The organism is Gordonia mangrovi, assembly GCF_024734075.1.
GTDB classification, from domain to species: Bacteria; Actinomycetota; Actinomycetes; order Mycobacteriales; family Mycobacteriaceae; genus Gordonia; species Gordonia mangrovi.
In genome coordinates, this window is record NZ_CP102850.1 from 1,407,788 (window position 1) to 1,431,173 (window position 23,386).

The 23,386-nt window shown below is 68.5% G+C and carries 22 protein-coding genes; 10 read left to right on the forward strand and 12 right to left on the reverse strand.

The annotated features are described in order from the left end of the window. Positions 1–75 precede the first annotated feature (75 nt). The 3 genes from tilS to dacB are packed head-to-tail and all read right to left on the reverse strand — an operon-like array spanning position 76 to position 3,481. Positions 76–1,026, reverse strand: coding sequence for a tRNA lysidine(34) synthetase TilS (gene tilS / locus NWF22_RS06565; RefSeq protein WP_160900065.1), 951 nt, complete (start codon positions 1,024–1,026; stop codon positions 76–78). Then, positions 1,005–2,081, reverse strand: a complete 1,077-nt coding sequence (locus NWF22_RS06570) for an Rv3626c family coenzyme F420 biosynthesis-associated protein (protein ID WP_233750845.1) — start codon at positions 2,079–2,081, stop codon at positions 1,005–1,007. The genes tilS and NWF22_RS06570 overlap by 22 nt, the downstream gene beginning before the upstream one ends. Continuing rightward, entirely contained in the window at positions 2,078–3,481 is a 1,404-nt protein-coding gene (gene dacB, locus NWF22_RS06575; RefSeq protein WP_258321346.1) for a D-alanyl-D-alanine carboxypeptidase/D-alanyl-D-alanine endopeptidase, read from the reverse strand. Before dacB ends, NWF22_RS06570 begins: the two co-directional genes overlap by 4 nt. A 134-nt stretch (positions 3,482–3,615) precedes the next feature. Here dacB and NWF22_RS06580 point away from each other — a divergent pair, with 134 nt between their 5' ends. Next, positions 3,616–4,128 carry an inorganic diphosphatase gene (locus NWF22_RS06580; RefSeq protein WP_160900062.1) on the forward strand — a complete coding sequence of 171 codons (513 nt, stop codon included), beginning with the start codon at positions 3,616–3,618 and terminating at the stop codon, positions 4,126–4,128. Positions 4,129–4,216: 88 nt separating this feature from the next. Here NWF22_RS06580 and NWF22_RS06585 read toward each other — a convergent pair whose 3' ends face one another. Beyond that, positions 4,217–5,899, reverse strand: coding sequence for an MDR family MFS transporter (locus NWF22_RS06585; RefSeq protein ID WP_160900061.1), 1,683 nt, complete (start codon positions 5,897–5,899; stop codon positions 4,217–4,219). Further along, positions 5,896–6,396 (reverse strand): MarR family winged helix-turn-helix transcriptional regulator, encoded by a 501-nt coding sequence (locus tag NWF22_RS06590; protein ID WP_160900060.1) that lies wholly within the window; start codon positions 6,394–6,396, stop codon positions 5,896–5,898. Before NWF22_RS06590 ends, NWF22_RS06585 begins: the two co-directional genes overlap by 4 nt. A 199-nt stretch (positions 6,397–6,595) precedes the next feature. On the opposite strand from NWF22_RS06590, the gene alc reads away from it, so the two are divergent. The 3 genes from alc (at position 6,596) to NWF22_RS06605 (ending at position 9,782) form a co-directional block, all read left to right on the forward strand. Further along, positions 6,596–7,579, forward strand: coding sequence for an allantoicase (gene alc, locus NWF22_RS06595; RefSeq protein WP_202398236.1), 984 nt, complete (start codon positions 6,596–6,598; stop codon positions 7,577–7,579). 159 nt (positions 7,580–7,738) lie between these two features. Continuing rightward, positions 7,739–8,833, forward strand: a complete 1,095-nt coding sequence (locus tag NWF22_RS06600) for an isochorismate synthase (RefSeq protein WP_202398135.1) — start codon at positions 7,739–7,741, stop codon at positions 8,831–8,833. After that, positions 8,826–9,782, forward strand: a complete 957-nt coding sequence (locus NWF22_RS06605) for an ERCC4 domain-containing protein (protein WP_160900058.1) — start codon at positions 8,826–8,828, stop codon at positions 9,780–9,782. The genes NWF22_RS06600 and NWF22_RS06605 overlap by 8 nt, the downstream gene beginning before the upstream one ends. Before the next feature lie 99 nt (positions 9,783–9,881). Here NWF22_RS06605 and NWF22_RS06610 read toward each other — a convergent pair whose 3' ends face one another. The 3 genes from NWF22_RS06610 to NWF22_RS06620 are packed head-to-tail and all read right to left on the reverse strand — an operon-like array spanning position 9,882 to position 11,994. After that, positions 9,882–11,081 carry an O-succinylhomoserine sulfhydrylase gene (locus NWF22_RS06610; protein ID WP_160900057.1) on the reverse strand — a complete coding sequence of 400 codons (1,200 nt, stop codon included), beginning with the start codon at positions 11,079–11,081 and terminating at the stop codon, positions 9,882–9,884. Continuing rightward, a complete protein-coding gene (locus NWF22_RS06615) occupies positions 11,078–11,491 on the reverse strand; it encodes a rhodanese-like domain-containing protein (RefSeq protein ID WP_160900056.1) in 414 nt (137 codons plus the stop codon). Before NWF22_RS06615 ends, NWF22_RS06610 begins: the two co-directional genes overlap by 4 nt. Next, positions 11,488–11,994: an Rv0361 family membrane protein gene (locus NWF22_RS06620; protein WP_160900055.1), complete on the reverse strand. Its 507-nt coding sequence runs from the start codon at positions 11,992–11,994 to the stop codon at positions 11,488–11,490. The genes NWF22_RS06615 and NWF22_RS06620 overlap by 4 nt, the downstream gene beginning before the upstream one ends. Before the next feature lie 103 nt (positions 11,995–12,097). On the opposite strand from NWF22_RS06620, the gene NWF22_RS06625 reads away from it, so the two are divergent. Next, positions 12,098–13,132 (forward strand): ABC transporter substrate-binding protein, encoded by a 1,035-nt coding sequence (locus tag NWF22_RS06625; RefSeq protein WP_160900054.1) that lies wholly within the window; start codon positions 12,098–12,100, stop codon positions 13,130–13,132. 153 nt (positions 13,133–13,285) lie between these two features. Further along, entirely contained in the window at positions 13,286–14,683 is a 1,398-nt protein-coding gene (locus NWF22_RS06630; RefSeq protein WP_160900053.1) for an FAD-dependent oxidoreductase, read from the forward strand. 261 nt (positions 14,684–14,944) lie between these two features. Here NWF22_RS06630 and NWF22_RS06635 read toward each other — a convergent pair whose 3' ends face one another. Continuing rightward, on the reverse strand, positions 14,945–15,394 hold the full coding sequence (locus NWF22_RS06635) for a hypothetical protein (protein ID WP_160900052.1): 450 nt from the start codon (positions 15,392–15,394) through the stop codon (positions 14,945–14,947). A 237-nt stretch (positions 15,395–15,631) separates the two neighbouring features. On the opposite strand from NWF22_RS06635, the gene NWF22_RS06640 reads away from it, so the two are divergent. The 3 genes from NWF22_RS06640 to NWF22_RS06650 are packed head-to-tail and all read left to right on the forward strand — an operon-like array spanning position 15,632 to position 18,650. Beyond that, positions 15,632–16,681, forward strand: a complete 1,050-nt coding sequence (locus NWF22_RS06640; protein WP_160900051.1) for a FecCD family ABC transporter permease — start codon at positions 15,632–15,634, stop codon at positions 16,679–16,681. After that, complete coding sequence (locus NWF22_RS06645; RefSeq protein WP_160900050.1) at positions 16,678–17,799, forward strand: FecCD family ABC transporter permease; 1,122 nt, start codon at positions 16,678–16,680, stop codon at positions 17,797–17,799. The genes NWF22_RS06640 and NWF22_RS06645 overlap by 4 nt, the downstream gene beginning before the upstream one ends. Then, on the forward strand, positions 17,796–18,650 hold the full coding sequence (locus NWF22_RS06650; RefSeq protein ID WP_160900049.1) for an ABC transporter ATP-binding protein: 855 nt from the start codon (positions 17,796–17,798) through the stop codon (positions 18,648–18,650). Before NWF22_RS06645 ends, NWF22_RS06650 begins: the two co-directional genes overlap by 4 nt. A 19-nt stretch (positions 18,651–18,669) precedes the next feature. Here the strand turns inward: NWF22_RS06650 and NWF22_RS06655 are convergent, their stop codons facing one another. Further along, complete coding sequence (locus NWF22_RS06655; protein ID WP_160900048.1) at positions 18,670–19,563, reverse strand: hypothetical protein; 894 nt, start codon at positions 19,561–19,563, stop codon at positions 18,670–18,672. Between the two features lie 232 nt (positions 19,564–19,795). Here NWF22_RS06655 and NWF22_RS06660 point away from each other — a divergent pair, with 232 nt between their 5' ends. Continuing rightward, complete coding sequence (locus tag NWF22_RS06660; RefSeq protein ID WP_160900047.1) at positions 19,796–20,911, forward strand: alpha/beta hydrolase; 1,116 nt, start codon at positions 19,796–19,798, stop codon at positions 20,909–20,911. A gap of 47 nt (positions 20,912–20,958) precedes the next feature. On the opposite strand, the gene NWF22_RS06665 is transcribed toward NWF22_RS06660, so the two are convergent. Together NWF22_RS06665 and purT are read right to left on the reverse strand one after the other, a co-directional pair. Continuing rightward, positions 20,959–21,438: a DUF456 domain-containing protein gene (locus NWF22_RS06665; protein ID WP_160900046.1), complete on the reverse strand. Its 480-nt coding sequence runs from the start codon at positions 21,436–21,438 to the stop codon at positions 20,959–20,961. 12 nt (positions 21,439–21,450) lie between these two features. Beyond that, a complete protein-coding gene (gene purT, locus NWF22_RS06670; protein ID WP_160900045.1) occupies positions 21,451–23,316 on the reverse strand; it encodes a formate-dependent phosphoribosylglycinamide formyltransferase in 1,866 nt (621 codons plus the stop codon). Positions 23,317–23,386: the final 70 nt, after the last annotated feature.

Sequence of the window (23,386 nt, forward strand, 5' to 3'; positions counted from 1 at the left end):
CGCACCTGCATGTTCCGGCTTGGAGCAGGAACTGCGGCCGGACCCTGGAACTGCGGCCTGAACTATCCGCCGACATCAGCGGGACAGGTGCACGACGTGCAGGCGGGGGCCGGCACGGGCGACGACGGTCCGCGACGTCGGGTCGCCGCCGATCGCGACGTGCCCGTGGGAACCCGGTTCGACGATCAGGCGGTCGACGGCGCCGATCACTCGGTGGGTCGGTTCGGTGGCGCCGACGTCGAGCAACCAGCGGCGCAGGACCCGGGTGCGCAGGGCGGCCGGGGCGGCGGCAAGGACTTCGGCGTCCAGATCACCCTCGACTGCCGCACGGCGGTACCAGTCCTCGGCGAGCGCGTCGAGCGCGTCGTTGTCGGCCTGCAGCGCGGTGGCGGTGCGGCCGAGCGCATCGACGACCCCGCCGTGCAGCACGTCGTCGAGCAGCGGTAGCACCTCGCCACGCACCCGCACCCGGGTGAAGCGGGGATCGCGGTTGTGCGGGTCGCGATGGGGTCGCAGGCCGAGCTCGATGCAGACGGCCAGCGTCTGCGCGCGTCGAATGCGCAGCAACGGTCGGCCCCAGGGCGGATTCCACGGCCGCATCCCGGCGATCGACCGGGCGCCGGAGCCGCGGGCGAGGCCGAGCACCACCGTTTCGGCCTGATCGTCGGCGGTATGGGCGAGCAGCACCGCCCGGCCGTCGCGGGCGTCGTCGAGCGCGGCGTAGCGGGCGGTGCGCGCGGCGGCCTCCATCCCACCGTCGGAGCCGACACTCACCGGCAGCACCGTTGCTTCCGCGCCGAGCCCTCGAGCGGCGTCGGCCGCCTCGACAGCGACCGCATCCGACCCCGGCTGCAACCCGTGGTCGACAACGAGCGCATGTACTCGCAGGCCGGCGCGTACCGCGCACGCCACCAACGCCAGCGAGTCCGGACCACCGGACAGTCCGACGCACACCTCGTCCCCGACGGCCGGGCGACGAACCGCGAAATCGGCGATCGCGCGGGTTACAGCACCCGTTGCATCCATAGACGCGGTTCGTCGATCTCGTTCGGCCGCGGCATCGTCTCCGGCGACGTCCAGATGGTGTTGAACTGCTCCATCCCCACCGCGCCGACCACTTCGTCGACGAACGCCTTGCCGCGGATGTACTGGGCGAGTTTGGCGTCCATGCCGATGAGGGCGCGGATGATGCGTTGGATCGGGTTGCGCGGCGCCGTACGTCGTTTGTCGAAGGCCTGGCGAATGGTGGCGACGGTGGGCACATGCGCGGGCCCGACGGCGTCCATCACGTGATCGGCGTGCCCTTCGAGGAGCGTGCCGAGCATCATCATGCGGTTGAACGCCTCGTACTGTTCGGGTGTCTGCAGCAGTTGCATGGCGCCGAGGACGCCCTTCTCGCGGGGTTTGTCGCCGCGCAGCGTCTCGGTGATGCGACCGAGGATCTCGCCGGTGGTCTCCCCGGCATCCGAGGTGAGGATCTCGAGGTTGTCGATCATGTACTGCCGCAGCCACGGGTTGGCCGAGAACTGCACGCGGTGGGTCACCTCGTGCAGGCAGACCCACAGCCGGAAGTCGCTGGGCACCACCTTCAGGGAGCGTTCGACGGCGATGATGTTGGGTGCCACCACCATGAGCACACCCGGGTCGCCGGTGTCGGGGTCGGGGGTGAACGGATCGTACTGGCCGAGGATGGCGCCGGACAGGAAGGCGAGCAGTCCGCCGGCCTGCACTCCCCCGGCCTTCGCCGACAGTGCGGCGAGGCCGGAGGTGTCTGCGTCGCCGGTGACACCGAGCATCGACTGCATCGAGCGCGACGCGGCGTCCACCCATTCCCTGCGATCGAGGATGCGCGTGGTGGGCACCCGCAGGCCGTCGGCGAGGCCGGTCACCTCCCGGACCGGCGCTTCGGCCCGGGTGGCCGCGTCGGCGAGTTCCGCGTGTGCGGCGTCGATCGTGTACGCGGTGGTCTTGGGTCCCGACCGGGCGAGCCGTTTGCCGGTGGACGCGGCCAACCCCCAGTCGATGCGCGCACCGATCGACTCGGTGTCGGCCTGGTCGACAGTCGTGTCGTTGCTGTTCATCGGCACCCGCATTCCCTCAGTGCGCCGGCCACGTCGTCGAGCGCGGGCCGCGCGTCGACCGGGGACGTGCCTCCTGACATGAGTGCGAACGCCAACACCCGGCCATCGATCGTCTGGACTATCCCGGTCAACGAACTCACCCCGGTGAGGGTTCCCGTCTTCGCCCGCACCCACCCGGCGCCGGGGTTGGTGTCCGGGTCGAACCTCTCGGCGAGCGTGCCCGTGCCACCGGCCACCGGCAGCCCGTCCAGCAGGGACCGCATCAGCGGCTGCGACGGCCCGGCGGCCGCGCCCATCAGGGTGTCGAGCAGACCGGCGGGCACCCGGTTGGCGTACGAGAGCCCGGACGCGTCGCGCAGCGACACCGCGGACATGTCGAAACCGTGCTGACTCAGCGTCGCCACGATCGCGGACACTCCGCCTGCCAGGCTCGGCGGCCCGCCCCGCGCGACGGACAGTTCGACCGACAGCGTCTCGGCGAGCACGTTGTCACTGAACCGCATCATGTCGTTGACGCGGGTCACCAGCGGCGCCGACTGCACCTGCGCGATCACCTGCCCGCCGGTCGGCACGGTCTGCTCGGTGACCGCGACATCGACGCCGAGGGCCGCGGCGAGCGCTTCCCCGGCGGTGATCGCCGGGTCGGCGACACGCGGCGAGTACTCGTCGAGCGGTTCGATGCGGGCGCCGTCGACCATCAGCGATTCGATGGGCGCGATGTCGCCGCCGGCGATGTCGGCGTCGTCCCAGGTGCTCACCATCGTCGGTCCGGTGAAGGCGCTGGTGTCGACGGCGACGGACGTCACGTCGATGCCGGCCTTGCGGATCTGCGCGGCGAGGTCGGCGATGCGGGGTGCGCGGGTGTAGAAGGTGTCCGCGCCGGTCGGTTGCGCCGAGAGGGTGGGGTCGCCCGCTCCCTTGAGGATCACCTGCCCGCCGGGGCCGGCCACGACCGTGGTGGTGATCCGCTGGTCGTGCGGCAACGCCAACAGGGCCGCCGCAGCGGTGAGGATCTTGGCATTGGAGGCGGGCACACGTGGTTCGGCGGGCGAGTCCGACCAGAGCTGTTGACCGGTGAGGGCGTCGCTGATCTCGCCGGTGAACTCGCCGAGCGCGGGGTCGGCCACGGCGTCGGCGATGGCCTGTTGCACCCCGGCCGGGGTCGGTTCGGGTGCATTCGGCACGACCGGGTTGATCTGCGGGTTCACCGTGATCGCGGCGGGCTGCGGCGGGATGCCGGGCGGTAGTTCGTCGACGGAGTCGAGCTGCAGGGCGACGGCCACTGCGCCGCCGCCGATGAGGGCGAGGATGACCACCGAGATCACCGTCCACAGCACCCCGCGGCGGGACCGGAGCGAGCGACCCGATCTGCTGTCCCGCGTCGTCGATCCGAGCCGCACGCCCTGCCACCTCCGGTGATCGCCGTGGGGGTCGGGCCCCCGTGTCCGCCTCACAGTATCGTTGAGGCGATCTGCGCAGGCGACTGCTCGTCGGCTGCCGTCACCACCAGCGACAAACTGTGCCAGGAGGAACTGTGGAATTCGATGTGACCATCGAGATCCCGAAGGGTAGCCGCAACAAGTACGAGGTCGATCACGAGACCGGCAAGGTCTACCTCGACCGCTACCTGTACACATCGTTCGGCTACCCGGCCGATTACGGCTACATCGACGGCACCCTCGGTGAGGACGGCGATCCGCTGGACGCGCTGGTGCTGCTGCCCGAGTCGGTGTTCCCCGGCGTCATCGTCAAGTCCCGCGTGGTCGGCATGTACACCATGACCGACGAGGCCGGCGGCGACGACAAACTGCTGTGCGTGCCCGCCGACGACGTGCGCTGGGACCACATCCAGGACATCACCGACGTCAGCGAATACGAACTGGGCCCCATCTCCCACTTCTTCGAGCACTACAAGGACCTCGAACCGGGCAAGGAAGTCCAGCCCGGTGGTTGGGTCGGCAAGGCCGAGGCCGAGAAGGTCGCTCAGCAGGCCATCGATCGCCTGGCCGAGCACCCCGCCCACGCCAACGAGCCCTCTCGCGGCTGACCGCCGCCTCATCTCCCAACGCCACCACCACCGGCGAGGTCACCTCGGGACCGGCCTCACGGCGGTCTGGGCGCGTTGCTTGGGTGACTTACGAGGCGTCGGTCGCGCCGACGGGCCGGCCGGTGCGCAACGGCAGTTCCTTCCACGTCACCGTCCCGATGATCGCGAACGCCGCCATGATCGACACGGCCAGGAAGACGGTGTCCATCGAGTTGGCGAAGCCCACCTTGATCGGCCGGGCCAGTTCGTCGGGCAGCGCCTGGATCACCGACGTGTCGGACATGACATCCGCGGAGGCCGACGCCTGACCGGGATTCTGTGACGCCGCGATCAGACCTTGGGCGAACTCCCGCGTCTGCGGGTTGTCGCTCTGCGCGGCTTGCGCCACCGCCGCCTGATATTCCGGCTGCGAGGCGGCCGAGCTCATCTCGTCGGCGATGTTCGGACCCATCAGGGAGAACAGCACCGAGAAGAACACCGCCACACCCATGGTGCCGCCGATCTGGCGGAAGAAGGTCGCCGTGCCCGTGGACAGGCCCATGTCCTTGGGCGGCAGGATGTTCTGCATCGCCAGCATGACGGGCTGCATCAGGTTGCCGAGGCCGAAACCGATCAGGGCGGCGGTGAGCATCACCAGGTACAGCGGGGTGTCGACGCCGACGAGATGCATCAGGAACGCACCGACGGTGATCAGCACCGACCCGATGATCGGGAAGATCTTGTACCGCCCGGTACGCGAGATCAGCTGGCCGGAGAGGATCGAGCCGGTCATCAGGCCGAGCACCATCGGCAACATCTGCAGGCCGGCGACCATCGGACTCGATCCGCGCAGCACCTGGTAGTACTGCGGCAGCATCGAGATGCCACCGAACATCGCCGCACCCACGATCACCGAGATGCCGATGCCCTGCGAGAAGATCGGGTTGCGGAACACCCGAAGCGGGATCAACGCCTCATCACCCATCCGGTGCTCGATCCAGATGAACGCGGCGATGCCGACCACCCCGACCACGTAGCACAGCCAGGCCGCGCCCGAGGTCCAGCCCCATTCACGGCCCTGCTCGGCGACGATGAGCAGCGGCGCGACGGCGACCGCCAGCGCGGTGGCACCCCAGTAGTCGGTGCGACCGCCCTCGCCCTTCTGCTGGTCGTAGTTGAGCACCTTGTAGATCAGCACCAACGCGGCGAGCCCGATCGGCACGTTGACCAGGAACACCCAGCGCCACCCGGTAACCCACAGGATTGACGACTGGCCGGCGAAGAGACCGCCGAGCACCGGGCCCAGGACGCTGGAGGTGCCGAACACGGCCAGGAAGTAGCCCTGGTACTTGGCACGTTCACGCGGCGGCACGATGTCACCGATGGTGGTCAACGCCAGCGTCATCAGACCACCGGCACCGAGCCCCTGGAAGGCGCGGAACGCCGCCAGTTCGTACATCGAGGTGGCCAGGCTGCACAGCAGCGACCCGACCACGAAGATCGAGATGGCGACCATGAAGAACGGCTTGCGCCCGTACATGTCCGACAACTTGCCGTACAGCGGGGTGACGATGGTCGCGGTCACCAGGTAGGCGGTGGTCGCCCACGCCTGCATGTCGTAGCCGTCGAGATCGTCGGCGATGGTCCGGATCGACGTCGACACGATCGTCTGGTCGAGTGCGGCGAGGAACATGGCGCTCATCAGGCCGGCGAGGACCGTCATGATCTGACGATGGCTCAACCCTGCCCCGGCGACGTCCTCGCGAGGCGCCGCGGCCATGGATTCTGTCATTTCTGTCCTTTCCCAAGCGCATCAAGCGAGTCGGGCCCGGCCTTCGCGCACGGTGGTGCGATGACCGTCTCGGCGGCGTCGACAAACCTGCCGAGCAACCCGACCAGGGTCCGCAGCTCGTCGTCGCTCCAGTCCGACATGGCCTGGTCCATCGCCGTGCGGCGCACCGCCCGCATCGCCTCGACCCGGGCGCGTCCGTCGTCGGTGATCACCAGCTGGGTGGCACGCCCGTCGTCGGGGTCGGCTTCCCGGCGCACCAGCCCGAGATCGACCAGTTGGGCCACGTAGCGACTCACCGTCGAGGGGTCGGCATTGAGGTTCTCTGCCAGTTCCCGCGACCGCATCGGCTGGCGCGCGAGGTGGAACAGGGACTTGAACGCGGCCGACTCGACCTCGCCGTCACGCGTCTTGAACGTGGTGTGCGTCGCACGGTCACGGATGCGGATGTAGCGGGCGAGAGTGTCGAACAGCTCGTCGAGAGCTCCTTGGTCGAGCATCACGCCTCCCGGTGGTCACGTTTCGGGGCCGGACCCCTCGAGTTCTTTACTTTCTCTTTGCAATTAGTTGCTGGCAACAATTAGTTGCCGAGTGCAAGTATGCACTCGGATTAGTGGGAAGGCAAACTCTTACCTACGATCAGACAACGTGACCCCTCAGCCGCCACCCTCATCGGGCAATCGTCCGCATTTCACCTCGATGCCCGATCTCGCACTCCGCGATCTCGGTGGCGCGGTGGTCTGGACCAACGACGACCTGTTCGCCGAGGCGCAGAACCTCATCAAGACGCCGCCGGCGCAGTATCAGCCCGCCACCTTCGGCCACAAGGGCCAGGTGTACGACGGCTGGGAGACCCGTCGTCGTCGGCAGAGCGGCGTCGACCAGGCGATCGTGCGGCTCGGCGCGCCCGGCGTGGTGTACGGCGTGGTGGTCGACACGTCGTGGTTCAAGGGCAACTATCCCCCGCACATCTCGGTGGAGGCGGCGGCCGTGGAGGGCGTCGTCTCGGTCGATCAACTGCTCAACGACGTGGAGTGGGTCCCGATCGTCGACAAGACCCCTGCCGAGGGCGATACCCGCAACCCCTTCAAGGTCGATGCGAAGAACCGGTTCACCCACGCGCGGCTGACGATGCACCCCGACGGCGGCGTGGCCCGATTCCGGGTCCACGGTCGTGGCGTGCCCAATCCGCATTTCTTCCGGTACGGGCACTTCGACCTCGCCGCGTTGGAGAACGGTGGCCTGATCACGGCCTGCTCCAACATGTTCTACAGCTCACCCAACAATCTGCTGATGCCCGGTCGGGCCCGGCACATGGGCGAGGGCTGGGAGACCTCCCGGCGCCGCGACGACGGCAACGACTGGGTCCAGGTCCGGCTCGCCGGGCGTGGCAACGTCAACCTCGTCGAGCTCGACACCAGCTACTTCCTGGGCAACGCGCCGGGTGCCGCCACGGTCCGCGGCCGCGACGGTGAGAACGGCGAGTGGTTCGAGGTCCTGCCCCGCACCGAGTTGCAGCCCGACACCCGCCACCGCTTCGTCATCGACCTCGACCGTCCGATGACCGAGGCGCGCATGGACATCTATCCCGACGGCGGCATGGCCCGGTTCAAGCTGTACGGCACGTTGACCGACGATGCGGAGGCCGAACTCATCGAGCAGTGGGAGCGCGGCGAGGCCTGAGCTTCGCGCGCACCAATCGCGCATCCGCGCATGTCCCGACGTGCGCGGATGCGGGCTCGCTGCGCGGATGCCGCGGGCCGCGGCACCGACGACCCCGGCCACGTCGATTTCGGATCGGCGTGCGCAAAGCACGCCGCGCCGCGCCGGTACCGTGAGGTCATGTCCACATCCGACGGCGACGTGTTCGTGCTGTCCCGGCCGCACGGCACCGTCCGTGGCCGCGGTGTTCGACGCGCCTTTGCCGACGCCGCTGCGGCCCGGGCCGCTTTGTCCACGGGCGCGGCGCGGGCCATCACCGGGGCGATTCCCTTCGATCCGGCCGATGCGGCGGCGTTGGTGGAACCGGGGTTGCTGGAGTTCGACGACGCGCCGCTCACGCCGACACCGCCGACTCCGCGTCAGGTCGTGTCGATGACGACGCACCCGGATCCACGGACCCACCGCGACCGGGTGGTGGCGGCCATCAAACAGATCGCCGACGGCGTGGTCGACAAGGTGGTGCTCGCCCGAGCCGTCGACATCGTGGTGCGACCGGGCGTCGAGATCACCGAGTTGTTGGGTGCATTGGCCGGCGGCAACGTCGACCGCAATGCCTTCGCCGTGGATGTGGGAGCGGTGACCGGCGACGCCTCGTGGTTGCTCGGGTCGAGTCCGGAAGTGTTGCTGCGCAAGCAGGGTCGTGTAGTCACCTGCAGTCCGTACGCCGGTTCGGCGCGCCGATCCGACGACCCCGCGGCGGACCGGGCGGCCGCCGAGGCGCTCGCGTCGTCGTCGAAAGACCTCGCCGAGCACCGATTCGTCGTCGATTACCTCCGCGACCGGCTCGCCCCGTTGAGTTCGGATCTGGATGCACCGTCGACCCCAGAGGTCCGCTCCACCGGCGAGATCTGGCATCTGGCGACGCCGATCCGCGCCACGCTGCGTGATCCGTCGGTCACCGCGCTGGATCTTGCGGCGTTGCTGAGTCCCACCCCGGCGGTCTGCGGCACACCGAGTGATGTTGCCGCCGAGTTGATCCGCGACGTCGAGGAGCCGCGCCGACTGTACGGTGGTGCGGTCGGCTGGTGTGACGCCGCCGGCGACGGCGAGTGGATGGTCACCATCCGCTGCCTACGGCTGGCCGCGGACCGAGAGAGCCTGCGCACCTGGGCCGGCGGCGGTATCGTCGCCCAGTCCGATCCGCAGGACGAACTCGACGAGACCACCGCCAAACTCGCCACCGTCCTGAACGCCCTCGGGGTGGAGCATGCCTGACGACTTCCTGATCGCCCACAACCCCGAGGAAGGCTCCTCACTGCCCTATCTGGTGCGAATCCCGCTGGGCGCCAACGGCGTGATCCTCAAAGTACGAGACACCTGGCCGCGCACCAGCAAGATCTACTGCCACCGCGCCGAGGAGTGGCCCACCGACGCCGACATCGTGGACCGCCTTCCGGTGCGTACGGTGTCGCAGCGCGGCGCCGCCATCGATTTGGTGCTGGAGCGGGGCCGGGAGAACCGCTCCCAGTTCGTGCTGACCCGGGCGCGGGGCCGGGAGATGATCTTCTGGCAATCCCGGCGCACCACCAAGCAGGCCCGCCCCAACGTCACGCTGCCCACCGCCCGCGCGCACGGGCAGATACTCGAGATCGTCGTCGACAGCGGTGAACGGTATGCCTACCGTTTCGGCCACCAGCAGACGACGACCACCCGGCGCAAGCTCCCCGCCGGAGACTACGCGGTGACCGACGGGGACACCGTGATCGGTGCGGTGGAGCGCAAATCCATCGATGACCTCAGCGCCGGTCTGACGTCGGGCAAGCTGACCTACCAACTCTCCGATCTCGCCGGTCTGCATCGGGCCGCCGTGGTGGTCGAGGCGTCCTACAGCGCGGTGTTCAAGCGCGAGTACGTCTCCGGCACGACGCTGGCAGAGGCACTCGCCGAAGCGCAGGTCCGCTTCCCGCGCGTACCGATCGTGTTCTGCGACAACCGAAAGCTGGCCGAGGAGTGGACCTACCGCTGGCTCGGGGCCGCCCTGCACGAGTGGCGACTGTCCACGCGCACCGACGTCGTGGTCGCCGACCTGGCCGGACCGTCGGCGTCGCCCGCCGAGATCCGCGCGTGGGCGGCCGGACGGGGCATCGACGTGCCCGCGAAGGGACGTATCCCCGCGCGGGTGCGGGCGGCGTGGGAGCGGCGCAACGACCGACCGGAGGGGTGAGCGGAGCGACCGACCTCGATACGTCGACCAGCGGTTGGGCTGACTTTCCGGCGCGGGACACTAGCCGAGGGCCGTATCGAGATCAGCCCGCCGACTGTCTTACCCCAGCGCCCGATCCAAATCCGCGAGCAGGTCGTCGACGCCCTCGAGCCCCACCGACAGCCGCACGACGGAGTCGGTGACGCCGATGGCGGCGCGACCCTCCGGCCCCATCGCGCGATGAGTGGTGGTGGCGGGGTGGGTGATCAGCGACTTCGAATCACCGAGATTGTTGGAGATGTCGATGACCTGCAGACCGTTGAGCACCTCGAAGGCCCGCTTCTTTCCCGCCACACCGTCGCGGTCGGCGATCTCGAAGGTCACCACGGTGCCGCCGCCCGACATCTGCGCCTTGGCGAGTTCGTACTGCGGATGAGACTGCAGGAAGGGATATTTGACCCACGCAACTCGCGGGTCGGCCTCCAGGAACTCGGCGATCCGCAACGCCGACGACACCGCGGCGTCCAACCGCAACCGCATCGTCTCGAGGCCCTTGAGCATCGTCCACGCGTTGAACGGACTCAGCGCCGGACCGGTGTGGCGCATCAGGGTCTGCACCGGGCCGTCGATGAACTCCTTCTCGCCGAGCACCGCACCACCCATCACGCGGCCCTGGCCATCGATGTGCTTGGTGCCGGAGTAGACGATGACGTCGGCGCCCATGTCGAGTCCGCGCTGCAGCAGCGGAGTGGCGAACACGTTGTCCAGCACCACTTTCGCGCCGGCGGCATGCGCCATCTCGGTCACCGCGGCAACGTCGACCAGCGTCTGCATCGGATTCGACGGGGTTTCGAAAAACACCGCCGTGGTCGGCGTCGACAGCGCGTCGCGCCACTGGTCGAGGTCCTCGCCGTCGACGAACACGGTCTCCACACCCCAGCGGGGCAGGATCTCGTTGCACACCACGAAGCAGGAGCCGAACAGGCTGCGCGCGGCCACCAACCGGTCGCCGGCCTTCAGCAGCGCCCCGAGCGCGACGAACACCGCGGCCATCCCGCTGGCGGTGGCGAAACAAGCTTGCGCACCTTCGATCTGACGCAACCGCTCCTGGAACATCTCGACCGTGGGGTTGCCGTAACGGGAGTAGACGAAGCGCTCGTCCTCGCCGGTGAAGGCGCGTTCGGCGGCCTCGGCGGAGTCGTAGACGTAGCCGCTGGTCAGATAGAGGGCCTCGGAGGTCTCGAAGAATCCGGACCGGTCCAACCCGGCCCGCACGGCCAGCGTGTCGGCCGAGACACCTTCGGGTAGTTGCTTGCTCACGATTGCCGCCAGGGCAGGTTCTGCGCGCGCCAGCCGGCGCCACCGCGATGGTCGTCGGCGTCGAGCCCACCCTCGAAGCCGTCGAGCATGTTGTATGCCTTCGCGACCCCGTCCGCGGTCGCGGCCTCCGCGGCCCCGATGGACCGATGTCCGGAACGGCAGATGAAGATCACCTCGTCGTCGTCGGCTATCCCGGCGTCGCGCAACTCGGCGACGAACGCGTCGTTGTGCCGCCCGTCCGGGAAGCGGTTCCACTCGATGAACACCGCCTTCTTCCCGATCACCTCGAGATCCGGCACCCCGACGAACGCCCACTCGGCCTGGGTGCGGCAGTCCACCAGCACCGTTTTGGGGTCGTTCTCCAGCTTCTCCCACGCCTCCAGTGGCGTGAGGTCACCCGCATAGCTCACGACGTACACACCTTCCAGTCCCCGTCTTCTCGCACCACGACCACATCCGTGACCTGCTCTGAGTCGGGCGTCTCGTCGAAATGCCAATGTACCTGCGCGGTCGCCCGGTCACCGTTCACGTCGATCTCGCTGATCTCCGGGATGACGATCTGCCCGTTCTCCTCGAACGACACCCGGTTCTGCTCGACGAAAGTGTCCTCGTCCGGAAAGCTGTCCGACGCCAGTTCCGCAGCACAGGTGGCCTCGCGGTAACGCGTGTAGTCCAGCTCGTTGCGCGCCGTGTACACATCGTTGACGGCGTGCTGGATATGCGCCTCGGTACTCATCCGATCGTCGGCCGGGCGGATCAGATAGGAGATGCTGATGCCGACTGCGGCGACCACGACGAGGCCCAACGCGACCAGAAACGGCCACGCGGCCTTCCAGGACGGTGCGGGCGTCATCTGGTCGTCGGAACGCCCACCGGACTCCGAACGACCCTGATCATCCGCACGCTTGGCCATGGCGCGCAGTCTATCGACCGTCGTCAGGCCCCCTGGCCGGGGCACCGACCCGCAGGCTGTGGTTAGGGTAGCTTTACCAACCCACCGCTGCCCGGAGGCCCTCATGCGTGTCCCCCGAAGACGACCCACCCGCCCGGGACGGATCGCGATCACGTCACTCGCGGTGGTCGCCGCCCTGTCCGTCGGAGCGTGTAGCGCACCCGACGAGGACACCGCGGCATCGTCGTCGATGCCGGCTGCCGATCCCGGCGCCCTGCCGGTCACCATCGACCACGAGTACGGCGCGACCACGGTGTCCGCGCAACCGTCCCGTGTCGCCGCGATGGGGGTGGGCGACGCCGACACCTTGTTGGCGCTGGGTATCACACCGACGACGATCGCCCCGTTCGCCGATCCGACGCAGCGCAGCGCGCCCTGGAACGCCGACCTGCTCGGTGATGCCGAGCCGGTGATCCTGCCGCAGGCGGCGGCCCAATTCGGCAGCCAGATCCCGTTGGCCCTGCAGACCGAGCCAGACCTGGTCACCGCCGTCGGCGCCGCGCCGACCCGCGAGCAGTACGACATCCTGTCGAAGGCCGCGCCGACCGTCGTGCGTCCCGCCGACCACCCGGACTGGCAGGTCCCCTGGGATGTGCAGACCACGCAGATCGGTCGCGCCGTGGGGCTACCCGAGCAGGCGCAGGCCAAGATCGATGAGACGGAGTCCTTCCTCGCCGACATCCGCGAGCAGCATCCGGAGTTCGCCGGCAAGACCGGCGTGGTGGTCACCGCGGCGCCCGACGGCGGGCTGTCGATCTACAGCGCCGATGACGGCCGCGGGCAGGCCCTCGCCGACTACGGACTCAGCTTTCCCGAGTCGCTGCAACCGGCCATCACCAACGGCTTCTACGGTTCGATCTCCGCCGAGAACATGTCCATGCTCAACGACGTGGACGTGGTGGTCGCGGTCGACTGGGACGGCGCCAACGATCGTCTGCGCAACGATCCGGCCTGGTCACGGCTGCCGGTGGTGACCGAGGGCCGCGTCGTCTACCTCGATCAGCAGGTGGGCAGCGCGATGTCGGTGCCGACCGTGCTCACCATCCCGTGGGTGGCCGCCCAGGCCGTCGAGCCCATTTCGGCAGCCGCACAGCGCTGACCACCGAGGACATAGGTGAGGTTTACCTCACAAGAGATTTTGGCCGACGACGATCAGCGCCTACCGTAGAAGGGATAGGCGCCGCGTCAGCGGCCACCGCCACCGACTTCTTCACCGGAAGTCACCGAGAGAGCCACGGAAAGCACCTATTCCATGAGTGACACCAGCCGCCCGTTGCGGGTTGCCATCGTCGGTGCAGGTCCCGCCGGGATCTACGCCGCCGACGCGTTGATGAAGTCCGACACCGCCAAGGACCGAGGCGTCAGCATCGACCTGTTCGAGCGCATGCCCGCACCGTTCGGTCTGATCCGGTACGGCGTGGCACCTGATCATCCGCGTATCAAGGGCATCATCACGGCGCTGCACAAGGTGCTCGACAAGCCGCAGGTACGACTCATCGGCAACGTCGACTACGGCACCGACATCACCCTGGACGAACTCCGCGACCTCTACGACGCGGTGATCTTCTCCACCGGCGCCACCGACGACCGCGCGCTCGGCATCCCCGGCATCGACCTCGAGGGCAGCTACGGCGCCGCCCAGTTCGTCGCCTGGTACGACGGACACCCCGACTTCCCGCGCACCTGGCCGCTGGATCAGGAGAAGGTCGCCGTCATCGGTGTCGGCAACGTGGCGCTCGACGTCGCACGCGTGCTGGCCAAGACCGGTGACGAACTACTGCCCACCGAGATCCCCGCCAACGTCTACGAAGGCCTCAAGGCCAACAAGGCCGTCGAGGTGCACGTATTCGGCCGCCGCGGACCGGCGCAGGCCAAGTTCACCCCGTTGGAACTCAAAGAGCTCGATCACTCACCGAACATCGAGGTCATCGTCGCACCCGAGGACATCGACTACGACGAGGGTTCGGCAGTCGCGCGCCGCGGGTCGAAGATCACCGACCAGGTCGCGACGATCATCGAGAACTACGCCATCCGCGACCCCAAGCAGGGCGCGATCCACAAGCTCTACCTGCACTTCTTCGAAAACCCCGTGGAGATCCTCGGCGAGGACGGCAAGGTCGTCGGTTTGCGCACCGAGCGCACCCAGCTCGACGGCACCGGCAACGTCAAGCCGACCGGCAAGCACACCGACTGGGAGATCGGCGCGGTCTACCGTGCCGTCGGCTACCTGTCGGACAACCTGCCGCAGATCCCGTTCGACCACCAGGCCGGCGTGATCCCGAACGAGGCCGGCCGCGTGTTCGACGAGGGCAGCCAGCTCACCGGCATCTACACCACCGGCTGGGTCAAGCGCGGACCCGTCGGCCTGATCGGCCACACCAAGGGTGACGCCAACGAGACCGTCGACTGCATCCTCGAGGACATGACCAACGGTGCCCTGCTCTCGCCGAGCCGCCCGGCCGAGGACGCTCTCATCGAGATCCTCGAGGCCAAGAGCATCCCGTTCACCACCTGGGACGGCTGGTACCGCCTCGACGAGCACGAGCGCGCCCTGGGCGCCGCCGAGGGCCGCGAACGCGTCAAGGTCGTCGAGCGCGAGGACATGCTGGCCGCCAGCGAGCCCGACAAGGTCGTGCGCCCCTCCAGCTGACGCGAGGCACGTTGGCGAGCTACCTCGCCAACGTGCTCAGCACGGCGGCCGACAGAACCCAAAAAATCACCGAGAGAACCCACCCGCGATCACAGTCGCGGGCCTCCGTCCAAGACGGTGGGTTCTCTCGGTGATTTTTTGGGTTCTGTCGGCGTACGCCGAGGTTCTGTCGGCGCGAATCCGGGTTCTGTCGGCGCGAATCCGGGTTCTGTCGGCGCGAAACCGGGAGGTGACGTCACCTCCCGAACGTGCGGGTGGGCGTCAGTTGTCGATCCGACGGAAGTTCTGCCAGTAACCGAAGTTGTTGGTCAGGTTCTCGGCTTCGTTGGAGAAGGTGAACCCGGAGATCGAGGACGGGAAGCATCCGAACCAGCGGGTCTCGATCGGGCGGACCCAGCGGTTGCCGTTCCACTTCGACATCGATTCGCCCGGCTTGAGCTCCTTGACGCGTACCGACGCACCGTTGATCTCGTTGAGGATCACGTCGTGCATGGTGGTGTCACCGATGTTGCGCACGGTCATCCAGCGATACATGTACCAGGCCTGATTCCACGGCTGGCCCCACTGCCCGAAGTGGCATTCGATCCCCCCGAGGATCTGCAGATCGCCCGGTACGGCCGACTGTGCCGGCGCGGTACCGGCCAGCGAACCGGCTGCGATACCGACCGTGGCCAGCACGGCCGCCCCCGCACGCTTGAGTGATGCTCTCATCGAACCTCTCCCTACTTGTTGTCCTCATGACGCCATGCCGGCACGGCACGGTCTCGTCAGTGACGTCTTCTCTCTGCAACGTGTGGTGGGATTATCGGCCCGTCCATGCCGAATCGTTACGCACCGCTCAGCATCTTCACAGCCCGGCGAACAATTCGTTATACAACGGATATTGGGACGTTCGGCCCTGACTTCCGCGGCCGAGAAAGGTTGGTAAGGTTACCCTTTGTGCGTCGAATGACCGGGATTGTGCTGCTCACCGCGGTACTTGTGGTGGCACTCCTGGCCTCCGTCGCCATCGGTACCCGTCAGCTCGGACTCGGCGAGGTCATCGACGCATTGCAGGCCGGCGGATGGCCGCATCTGGCCCTCACCCACTTCCACGGGGTGCCGTGGGTCGTGCTGGAGTCGCCCACGGCCCCACCCGGCGCCGACGACGTCTACGGCATCGTCTGGGACCTCCGGTTCCCGCGGACGGTGCTCGGCCTGGTCGTGGGCCTGGCGATCGGTGCCGCGGGCGCGCTCGCCCAAGGACACACCCGCAACCCGCTCGCCGACCCCGGCATGCTCGGGGTGAACGCCGGAGCAGCGTGCGCGGTGGTGGTCGGCGTCTACGTACTCGGTATCCAGAGCCCGATCGCCTACATGGCGTTCGGCCTGCTCGGCGCCCTCATCGCGGCCAGTGCGGTCTTCGGCCTGTCCGCGCTGTCCGGGGCGAGTCCGCTGACGCTGGTGCTGGCCGGTACCGGACTGTCCGCGCTGCTGCTCGCGATCACCTCGGGCATCGTGCTCACCGACAGCGTCACCCTCGACGCCTGGCGGTTCTGGAACGTCGGTGCCACCACCGGACGTGGACTCGACGTGTTCTCCGCGAGCCTGCCGTTCATCGTCGTCGGGCTGATCCTGGCGCTGGGCAGCGGCTACTTCCTCAATGTGCTGAGCCTCGGCGAGGACATGACCAAAGCACTCGGCTCCCGCGTGGTGCTGATCCGATCGGTCGGGATCCTCACCATCACCCTGCTCATCGGGGCCGCGACGGCCGCATGCGGTCCGATCGTCTTCCTGGGCCTGGTGGTGCCGCACATCTCCCGCGCCATCGTCGGACCCGACTATCGGTGGATCGTGCCCTACTCGGCGTTGTTGGGTGCGATCCTCATCCTGGTGTGCGACATCCTCGGCCGCGTCATCGCCCGACCCGGCGAGATCCAGGTCGGCGTGGTGCTCGCGCTGGTCGGTGCACCGTTCCTGATCGCCCTGGTCCGCCGACGGAAGCTGGTGAGCGTATGACCGTCGACCTCCGGCCCCAGCCGGCCGTGCCGGAACCCGACGGGACGGCGCAACGCCCGACCACCCGACGCATCATCCGGGTGGGACCGTCGTCCTGGGTGATCCGGCCGAGGATGCTGACGGTGGGTATCGCGGGCGCCGCGATCACCCTGCTGCTGTTCCTGCTCAGCGTCGGGGTCAGCGACTACCCGATGGGCCCGCTCGACGTCGCCCGCGTCCTGCTCGGTGGCGGTACCCGCATCGAGAACGTGGTGGTCTTCGACGTCTCGCTGCCCCGGGCGCTGGTCTCGCTGCTGGTGGGTTTCGGTTTCGGTATGGCCGGTGCGCTGACCCAGCGGATCGCCCGCAACCCCCTGGCGACCCCCGACATCCTCGGCATCACCGCCGGGGCGAGCGCCGCCGCGGTCGCCGCCATCGCCTTCTCCACGAGTTGGGGCGCCTGGCTCGCCGGCCTCGGCATCCCGACGGCAGCGCTGCTCGGCGGGTTCGTGACCGCCATCGCCATGTACGTCCTGGCCTGGCCCGGCCGCCGGGCCAATGCGGGCATCGACCCGTTCCGGCTGGTCATCATCGGCGTCGGCGTCACCTGGATGCTGCAGGCACTGACCAGTTACATGTTGACCCGGGCGCAGATCGCCGACGCCGCGCGAGCCCAGACCTGGCTGGTGGGATCGGTGTCGCAGGCGACATGGACCGACGTGTGGCCGTCGCTGATCGCGGTCACCGTCGGCATGACGATGGTGATCGGCTTGTCGCGACCGATCGGCGTGCTGGGTCTGGGCCCCGACATCGCCCGCGGACTCGGCGTGAACACGGGTCGGGTCACGGCGGTCGTGCTGGTGGCCGCGGTGTTCATCACCGCGCTGTGTGTCTCGGCGGCCGGACCGATTGCGTTCGTCGCGCTGCTGGCCCCGCAGATCGCGCTGCGGCTGACCGGATCGCCCCAGCCCACACCGCTCGCGTCGGGGTTGATCGGCGCGATGCTGGTCCTCGGCGGCGATCTGCTGTGCCGCACGGTGCTGCCCGGCAACCTGCCGGTCGGCATCGTCACCGCCGCGATCGGCGGCCCGTTCCTCATCTACCTCATGATCACCATGTCCCGAAAGGCCACGGTATGAACACTGCTCCCGGCACCGGCCTCATCCCGGACGTGTCGTCGGTCTCGGCCTGCCGGCTGCGGGCGCAGGGCCTGCACGTCGGCTACGACGACCGGACGGTGATCGCCGACCTGGACATCGCCATCCCCGACGCCCAGATCACCACCATCATCGGTCCCAACGGCTGTGGGAAGTCGACGTTGCTGCGGGCGCTGTCGCGGCTGCTGCCACCGCGGGCCGGCACGGTCTACCTCGACGGCGACGACATCAACCGGATGCGCCCCAAGACGGTGGCCCGCACGCTGGGCCTGTTGCCGCAGAACCCGGTGGCGCCGGAGGGTCTCACCGTCGCCGACCTGGTGATCCGCGGTCGTCATCCCCACCAACGCTGGTATCAGCAGGCCACCGCCGCCGACGAGGCCGCGGTGGCGTGGGCCCTGGAACAGACCGAGACCGCCGATCTCGCCGACCGCCCGATCGACGCGCTGTCGGGCGGTCAGCGCCAGCGGGTGTGGATCGCATTGACCCTCGCCCAGGAAACGGATCTGCTCCTGCTCGACGAACCGACCACCTACCTCGATCTCGCCCACTCGGTGGAGATCCTCGACCTCGTGCACACGTTGCGCACCGAACACGGCAAGACCGTGGTGATGGTCTTGCACGACCTCAATCTTGCTGCCCGCTACAGTGATTCGCTGTTCGTGATGCGGGCGGGTCAGCTCGTCGCGCACGGTCGGCCCGACGAGGTGATCACCGCGGAACTCCTCGACCACGCATTCGGCCTGCAGGCGCACGTGATGGCGGATCCGGTCGCCGGTGGTCCGATGATCATCCCGCTCGGTTCGCGGCTGCCACGCATCCAACGCGCCTGATCGTCGCGGCCGCTCACGGTCATGCCGTCTCCGACGCGGTGCCGGGCGCGTTCTGCTCATGTGTCGTCATCAGCGCGACCGCGACGGCACCACTGATGGCGCCCAGGAAACCGACGTAGGCGAGCCAGGCCAGGCCGTCGATCGCCTGGTCGCCGAGAAACAGCACCCCGATGATCGAGGGCAACCCCGTTTCGCCGACCACGAGCACGGCCGTCACGCCGTTGACCGGTCCGAGTTGCAACGCAACGGTTTGCACGTAGAAGGCGCCCGCACCGGCGATCGCGATCGTCGGTGCGGCCGGGTCCAGCATCAGCACCACCGGGTCGAAGGGGTGCACACCGTCCAGCACACGCACCGCCACTGCGATCGCGCCGTACAGCATCCCAGCCAACGCTCCCCCGAAGATCGCACCCCGCCGACCGAGCAGGTGCATGACGAACAGTCCCAGCACCGTGCCCGACGCGACGAGGATGAACAGGACCCAATGGAACATGTCGTCCGGTCGGGTCGGCGCTTCGTGGGAGGCCGATGCCCCGAGCATGCACAGGGAACCGACGACAACCCCCATCGCGAGCCAATCCCGTCCACGCAGAGCCGTATTCAACAGGACAGTGCCCAGTAACGCGGTGATGATGAGGTTGCCCGCGACAATCGTCTGCGCCAGGAACAGCGGCAGCAACCGAGCCGCGACGGCCCCACCGGCGAAGCCCAGGATCACCATCAGGGTGCCGAGCAGGAACGCGGGATCACGGAAGGTCTGCAGGGTGGACCGCAACGACGGGTCGGCACCGCCCGCGGTCACCGTGTCCGTCGACAGGTCGTCGGCGCGCTGGGCGCCCATCGCGCGCAGCACGGTGGACAGTCCGTAGGCCACCGCCGCCAGGGTGGCCGCAATGATTCCCACCGTGAACATGCGCCGACGATATCCGGCGCACCCGGGTCATGTCGCTCACCCGGGTGCGTTCACATGCCGTCGCACACCCCAGTTGCGTTCTGTGACAGGACATCGAACAACGATTGCCGGACCTGGCCTAGAGATGATGGCCGCTCAGTCTTCGACGTATCCTGGGATGGATCACCGATCGCCTGAGACCGACACCAACACCGACGCACGACTCCGACAACTCCGAGATGAGGAACTCAGCATGGTGATGGCCGACCGCCCAGAGGTCGAGACCGCCTCCACCCCGGTCACCGCGCTCACGGTGGTGGGCCTGGCCGAGTGCCTGCTGAACGGGCTGGCGCGCGTGCCTTTTCGCCGGCCGTGGCAGGGACCGTCAGGCATCTTGGACAACCTCGGACAATCCGTCACCCGCCAGACCGTCAGGTCGTTCATGGGGTTCTCGATGGGCCTGCCGATCGAGGAGTTCCGGTCGATGGAGAAGATCCTCGACGACATCTGCAAGGTGGTGATACCACCGTTCGTCGAGGTCGTGAACCGTGTGGAGATCACCGAGGACACAGTAGGCGGGGTATCGGGCGTCTGGTGTCGGGCAAAGGCGAGCACCGACGCCTACGTCGAGGACGCGGAGAACAAGGAGTCGATCGGCGCCACCGTCCTGTACCTGCACGGAGGCGGGTACATCGGGACGTCGCCCATCATGTATGCGGCGTTCGCCGCCTCCCTCGTCGGGATCACCGGATATGAGGTCTTCATCGCCGACTACCGGATGGCGCCCGAATTCCCCTTCCCGGCACCGCTGCTCGACGCGGCCGACGTCTACCGCGAGTTGTTGGACCGCGGTGTCGACCCGAGCCACCTGGCCATCGCCGGCGACTCCGGTGGCGGCGGACTCGCCACGTCGCTGATCTCGCATCTGCATGCCGAAGGTCTGCCGAAACCCGCTGCGATGGCGCTGTTCTCACCGGAGGTGGATCTGGATCTGGATCACCCGTCGATCTCCGACAACGCACAGTCCGACATTCTCCCGTGGAACGTCCCGGTTGCCCCGTACCTGCATGGCATCCAGCCCAACGACTCCCGGGTCTCGCCCGTGCACGCCGAGCCGGACCCCACCTGGTGGCCACCGACGTTCGTCTGCTGGGGTGCCGACGAGATGTTCCGGGACGGCATCCGCGAATTCGTGGAGAGCCTCGAGAAAGCCGAGGTGTCCGTACGCGGCATGGAAGAACCCGGCATGTTCCACGTGTTCCCCATCCTCATGCCGTGGGCCGAGGCGTCCAAACGAGTATTCCGGTCTCTCAAGGAACTCGCCGGCACATACGTCACACCGGATCCGAACGCCGAGCAAACGCACTGACCCACCAGGGTGTTCGCCGCGAGGTAGCTAGCCGGGTGCGTCCTCGTTCACCAGACCCCCGCCCCGACCAGCCAGATCGCGGTCCCCAGCAGCGCGGCGAACAATTCGATGCCGATGGTGATGACCGCGGCCTTCGACGACGACACCGTGCCCCGCCAGGCCGCGCGGGCGCTTCGGGTGCGGATCAGTTCGGCGATCATGGCGCCGACGACGAACCCGATGAACAGGCCGATCACCGGGATGACGAAGAATCCGATGATCCCGAGGACACCTCCGACGGCGATGGTCGTATTGGGGATGCCGGCCGCCTTCAACGATCGGCCGGCGACGAAATACTTGATCACTTCACCGAGCACGATGACCGTGGCGGCGGCGGCGAAGATGCCCCATGCCCAGCCGCCGACCGCGAATGCCCAGACGCCGATGGCCGCGGCCACCAGGATCGTTCCGGGCAGCACCGGGAACACGATGCCCAGCAATCCGACCAGGATGACCGCCCCGATGAGCAGTTCTCCACCCAGCGACATGGGGCGTTCGGGTCAGTCGACCGAGGCGCGCGACGGTTCGTCGGCCGGACGGTTCGCCGAGGGCCCGACCGGATGCGACACCGGCGGCGGGGTGGGACCCGGCGGCGGGGGACTGGGCCGGCCCGGTGGCGGGCCGGCCGGACGTCCGGGTGCGCCACCGCGCGGTGGCTGCGGTCCACGCATGGGGGGCGGGCCCGGGCGCGGGCCACCCGGCGGAGGTCCCGGCGGTGCGCCTTGGGGTGGTCGCCCGCCGGGGCCCGGCCGCGGCGGTTGTCCGGGCATCGGCGGCCCGCCCGGACGTGGTGGACCACCCGGATATCCGCCGCCGGGCTGGTGGGGACGCTGCGGTCCGCCCGGCGCCGGCGGAGTCGGTGCGCCCTGCGGCGGCGGCCCGGGTCGACGTGGCGGTGGCGGCACCGGCGGGTTGCCCAGCGGCTCCGGGACCGCGCGTTCGAAGGGTCGCGCGGCCACCGGCGTCACCAGCGAGGCCGCCTGCACAGCGCGTTGACGGGCGGTGGCCACGTCGTCGGCGGTGGCGGTGATGACGCCCATCCGTCGGCGGTGGAAGCTCTGCGGTTTGCCGAACAGACGGATGTCGGTCTCGGGAACGGCCAGTGCACGTGCGACGTTGCTGAATCCGATGGCCGGTTCGTCGAGCTGCCCGTAGATGACCGCCGACGCGCCTGGTGAGGCGAGGGTGACGTCGACGGGCAAACCCAGGATGGCGCGCGCGTGCATCTCGAACTCGGACAGGCGTTGGGTCGCCAGCGTCACCAGTCCGGTGTCGTGCGGGCGCGGGCTGACCTCAGAGAAGTACACGTCGTCGCCCTGGACGAACAGTTCGACGCCGAAGATGCCCCGGCCACCGAGCTTGCCGTCGCCCATCGCGGTGGCGATACGTGCGGCGATGGAGGTGGCGGCGGCCAACGCGTCGGCGGACATCTCGTGCGGCTGCCAGCTCTCCACGTAGTCGCCGCCGACCTGCTGATGGCCGATCGGTGCGCAGAAGTGTGAGGCGAGCCGCCCGGTGACGGGATCGATCGCACGCACCGTAAGCAGCGTGATCTCGTAGTCGAATTCGATGAAGCCTTCGACGATGACCCGCTCGCCCTGCACCCGCGCACCCGTGGTCGCGTTCTCCCAGGCTGTACCGATGTCGGCGGGGGCGCGCACCACGGTCTGGCCCTTGCCCGACGACGACATCACCGGCTTCACCACACAGGGGAATCCGATCTCGGCGACCGCCGCCTCCAGATCCTCCGCAGACGACGCGAACAGATACGGCGAGGTGGGCAGTCCGAGTTCCTCGTCGGCGAGGCGCCGGATGCCTTCGCGGTTCATCGTGGCGACCACGGCGTGTGCGGTCGGGATGACCTCGGCGAGCGCGCGCTTCTCGACTTCGATGAGGGCCTCGGTGGCGATGGCCTCGATCTCGGGGACCACGTAGTGCGGCCGGTAGCGCTCGATCAGCGCCAGCAACGCGGCCGGGTCGGTCATGTCGATGACCTCGGCGTGATGGGCTACCTGCTGCCCCGGGGCATCGGCGTAGCGGTCGACGGCGATCACCTCGACGCCGAGACGCTGGAACGCGATGATGACCTCTTTGCCCAGTTCACCGGCGCCGAGCACCATCACCTTGGTGGCCGACGGGCTCAGCGGGGTGCCGATCACCGCGGGCGGTCCGACGGCCGGTGCCGGGACAGCCTGCCCCGGACCACGGTCCTCCTGCTGCTGGTCGGCCGGTGCCTGTGCTGCCGGTGCCTGTTCGGCCGGGACAGCGTGTTCTGCCGGGGTGGGAGCCTGCGCGTCCGGTGCCGACGCGGCCTCTCCGCCCGCCGGCGCCGACGCCTGCGAAGCGTTGTCGCTCTCTGACGTCATGCCCAAATCCTACGTGCAGTTCAGTGCACGACCGCCGGCAGATCACGCCGAACCGCCTCGCCGGGCGCCC

Bases quoted from the DNA above. Each gene is read 5' to 3' on its own strand.
- NWF22_RS06620 (WP_160900055.1), bottom strand. From the start codon at position 11,994: ATGGCCAAGCGTGCGGATGATCAGGGTCGTTCGGAGTCCGGTGGGCGT.
- NWF22_RS06650 (WP_160900049.1), top strand. From the start codon at position 17,796: ATGAACACTGCTCCCGGCACCGGCCTCATCCCGGACGTGTCGTCGGTC.
- NWF22_RS06570 (WP_233750845.1), bottom strand. From the start codon at position 2,081: ATGAACAGCAACGACACGACTGTCGACCAGGCCGACACCGAGTCGATC.
- purT (WP_160900045.1), bottom strand. From the start codon at position 23,316: ATGACGTCAGAGAGCGACAACGCTTCGCAGGCGTCGGCGCCGGCGGGC.
- NWF22_RS06630 (WP_160900053.1), top strand. From the start codon at position 13,286: ATGAGTGACACCAGCCGCCCGTTGCGGGTTGCCATCGTCGGTGCAGGT.
- NWF22_RS06645 (WP_160900050.1), top strand. From the start codon at position 16,678: ATGACCGTCGACCTCCGGCCCCAGCCGGCCGTGCCGGAACCCGACGGG.
- NWF22_RS06600 (WP_202398135.1), top strand. From the start codon at position 7,739: ATGTCCACATCCGACGGCGACGTGTTCGTGCTGTCCCGGCCGCACGGC.
- NWF22_RS06660 (WP_160900047.1), top strand. From the start codon at position 19,796: ATGGTGATGGCCGACCGCCCAGAGGTCGAGACCGCCTCCACCCCGGTC.
- tilS (WP_160900065.1), bottom strand. From the start codon at position 1,026: ATGGATGCAACGGGTGCTGTAACCCGCGCGATCGCCGATTTCGCGGTT.
- NWF22_RS06590 (WP_160900060.1), bottom strand. From the start codon at position 6,396: ATGCTCGACCAAGGAGCTCTCGACGAGCTGTTCGACACTCTCGCCCGC.
- NWF22_RS06640 (WP_160900051.1), top strand. From the start codon at position 15,632: ATGACCGGGATTGTGCTGCTCACCGCGGTACTTGTGGTGGCACTCCTG.
- NWF22_RS06585 (WP_160900061.1), bottom strand. From the start codon at position 5,899: ATGACAGAATCCATGGCCGCGGCGCCTCGCGAGGACGTCGCCGGGGCA.
- NWF22_RS06655 (WP_160900048.1), bottom strand. From the start codon at position 19,563: ATGTTCACGGTGGGAATCATTGCGGCCACCCTGGCGGCGGTGGCCTAC.
- NWF22_RS06635 (WP_160900052.1), bottom strand. From the start codon at position 15,394: ATGAGAGCATCACTCAAGCGTGCGGGGGCGGCCGTGCTGGCCACGGTC.
- alc (WP_202398236.1), top strand. From the start codon at position 6,596: ATGCCCGATCTCGCACTCCGCGATCTCGGTGGCGCGGTGGTCTGGACC.
- NWF22_RS06625 (WP_160900054.1), top strand. From the start codon at position 12,098: ATGCGTGTCCCCCGAAGACGACCCACCCGCCCGGGACGGATCGCGATC.
- NWF22_RS06665 (WP_160900046.1), bottom strand. From the start codon at position 21,438: ATGTCGCTGGGTGGAGAACTGCTCATCGGGGCGGTCATCCTGGTCGGA.
- NWF22_RS06605 (WP_160900058.1), top strand. From the start codon at position 8,826: ATGCCTGACGACTTCCTGATCGCCCACAACCCCGAGGAAGGCTCCTCA.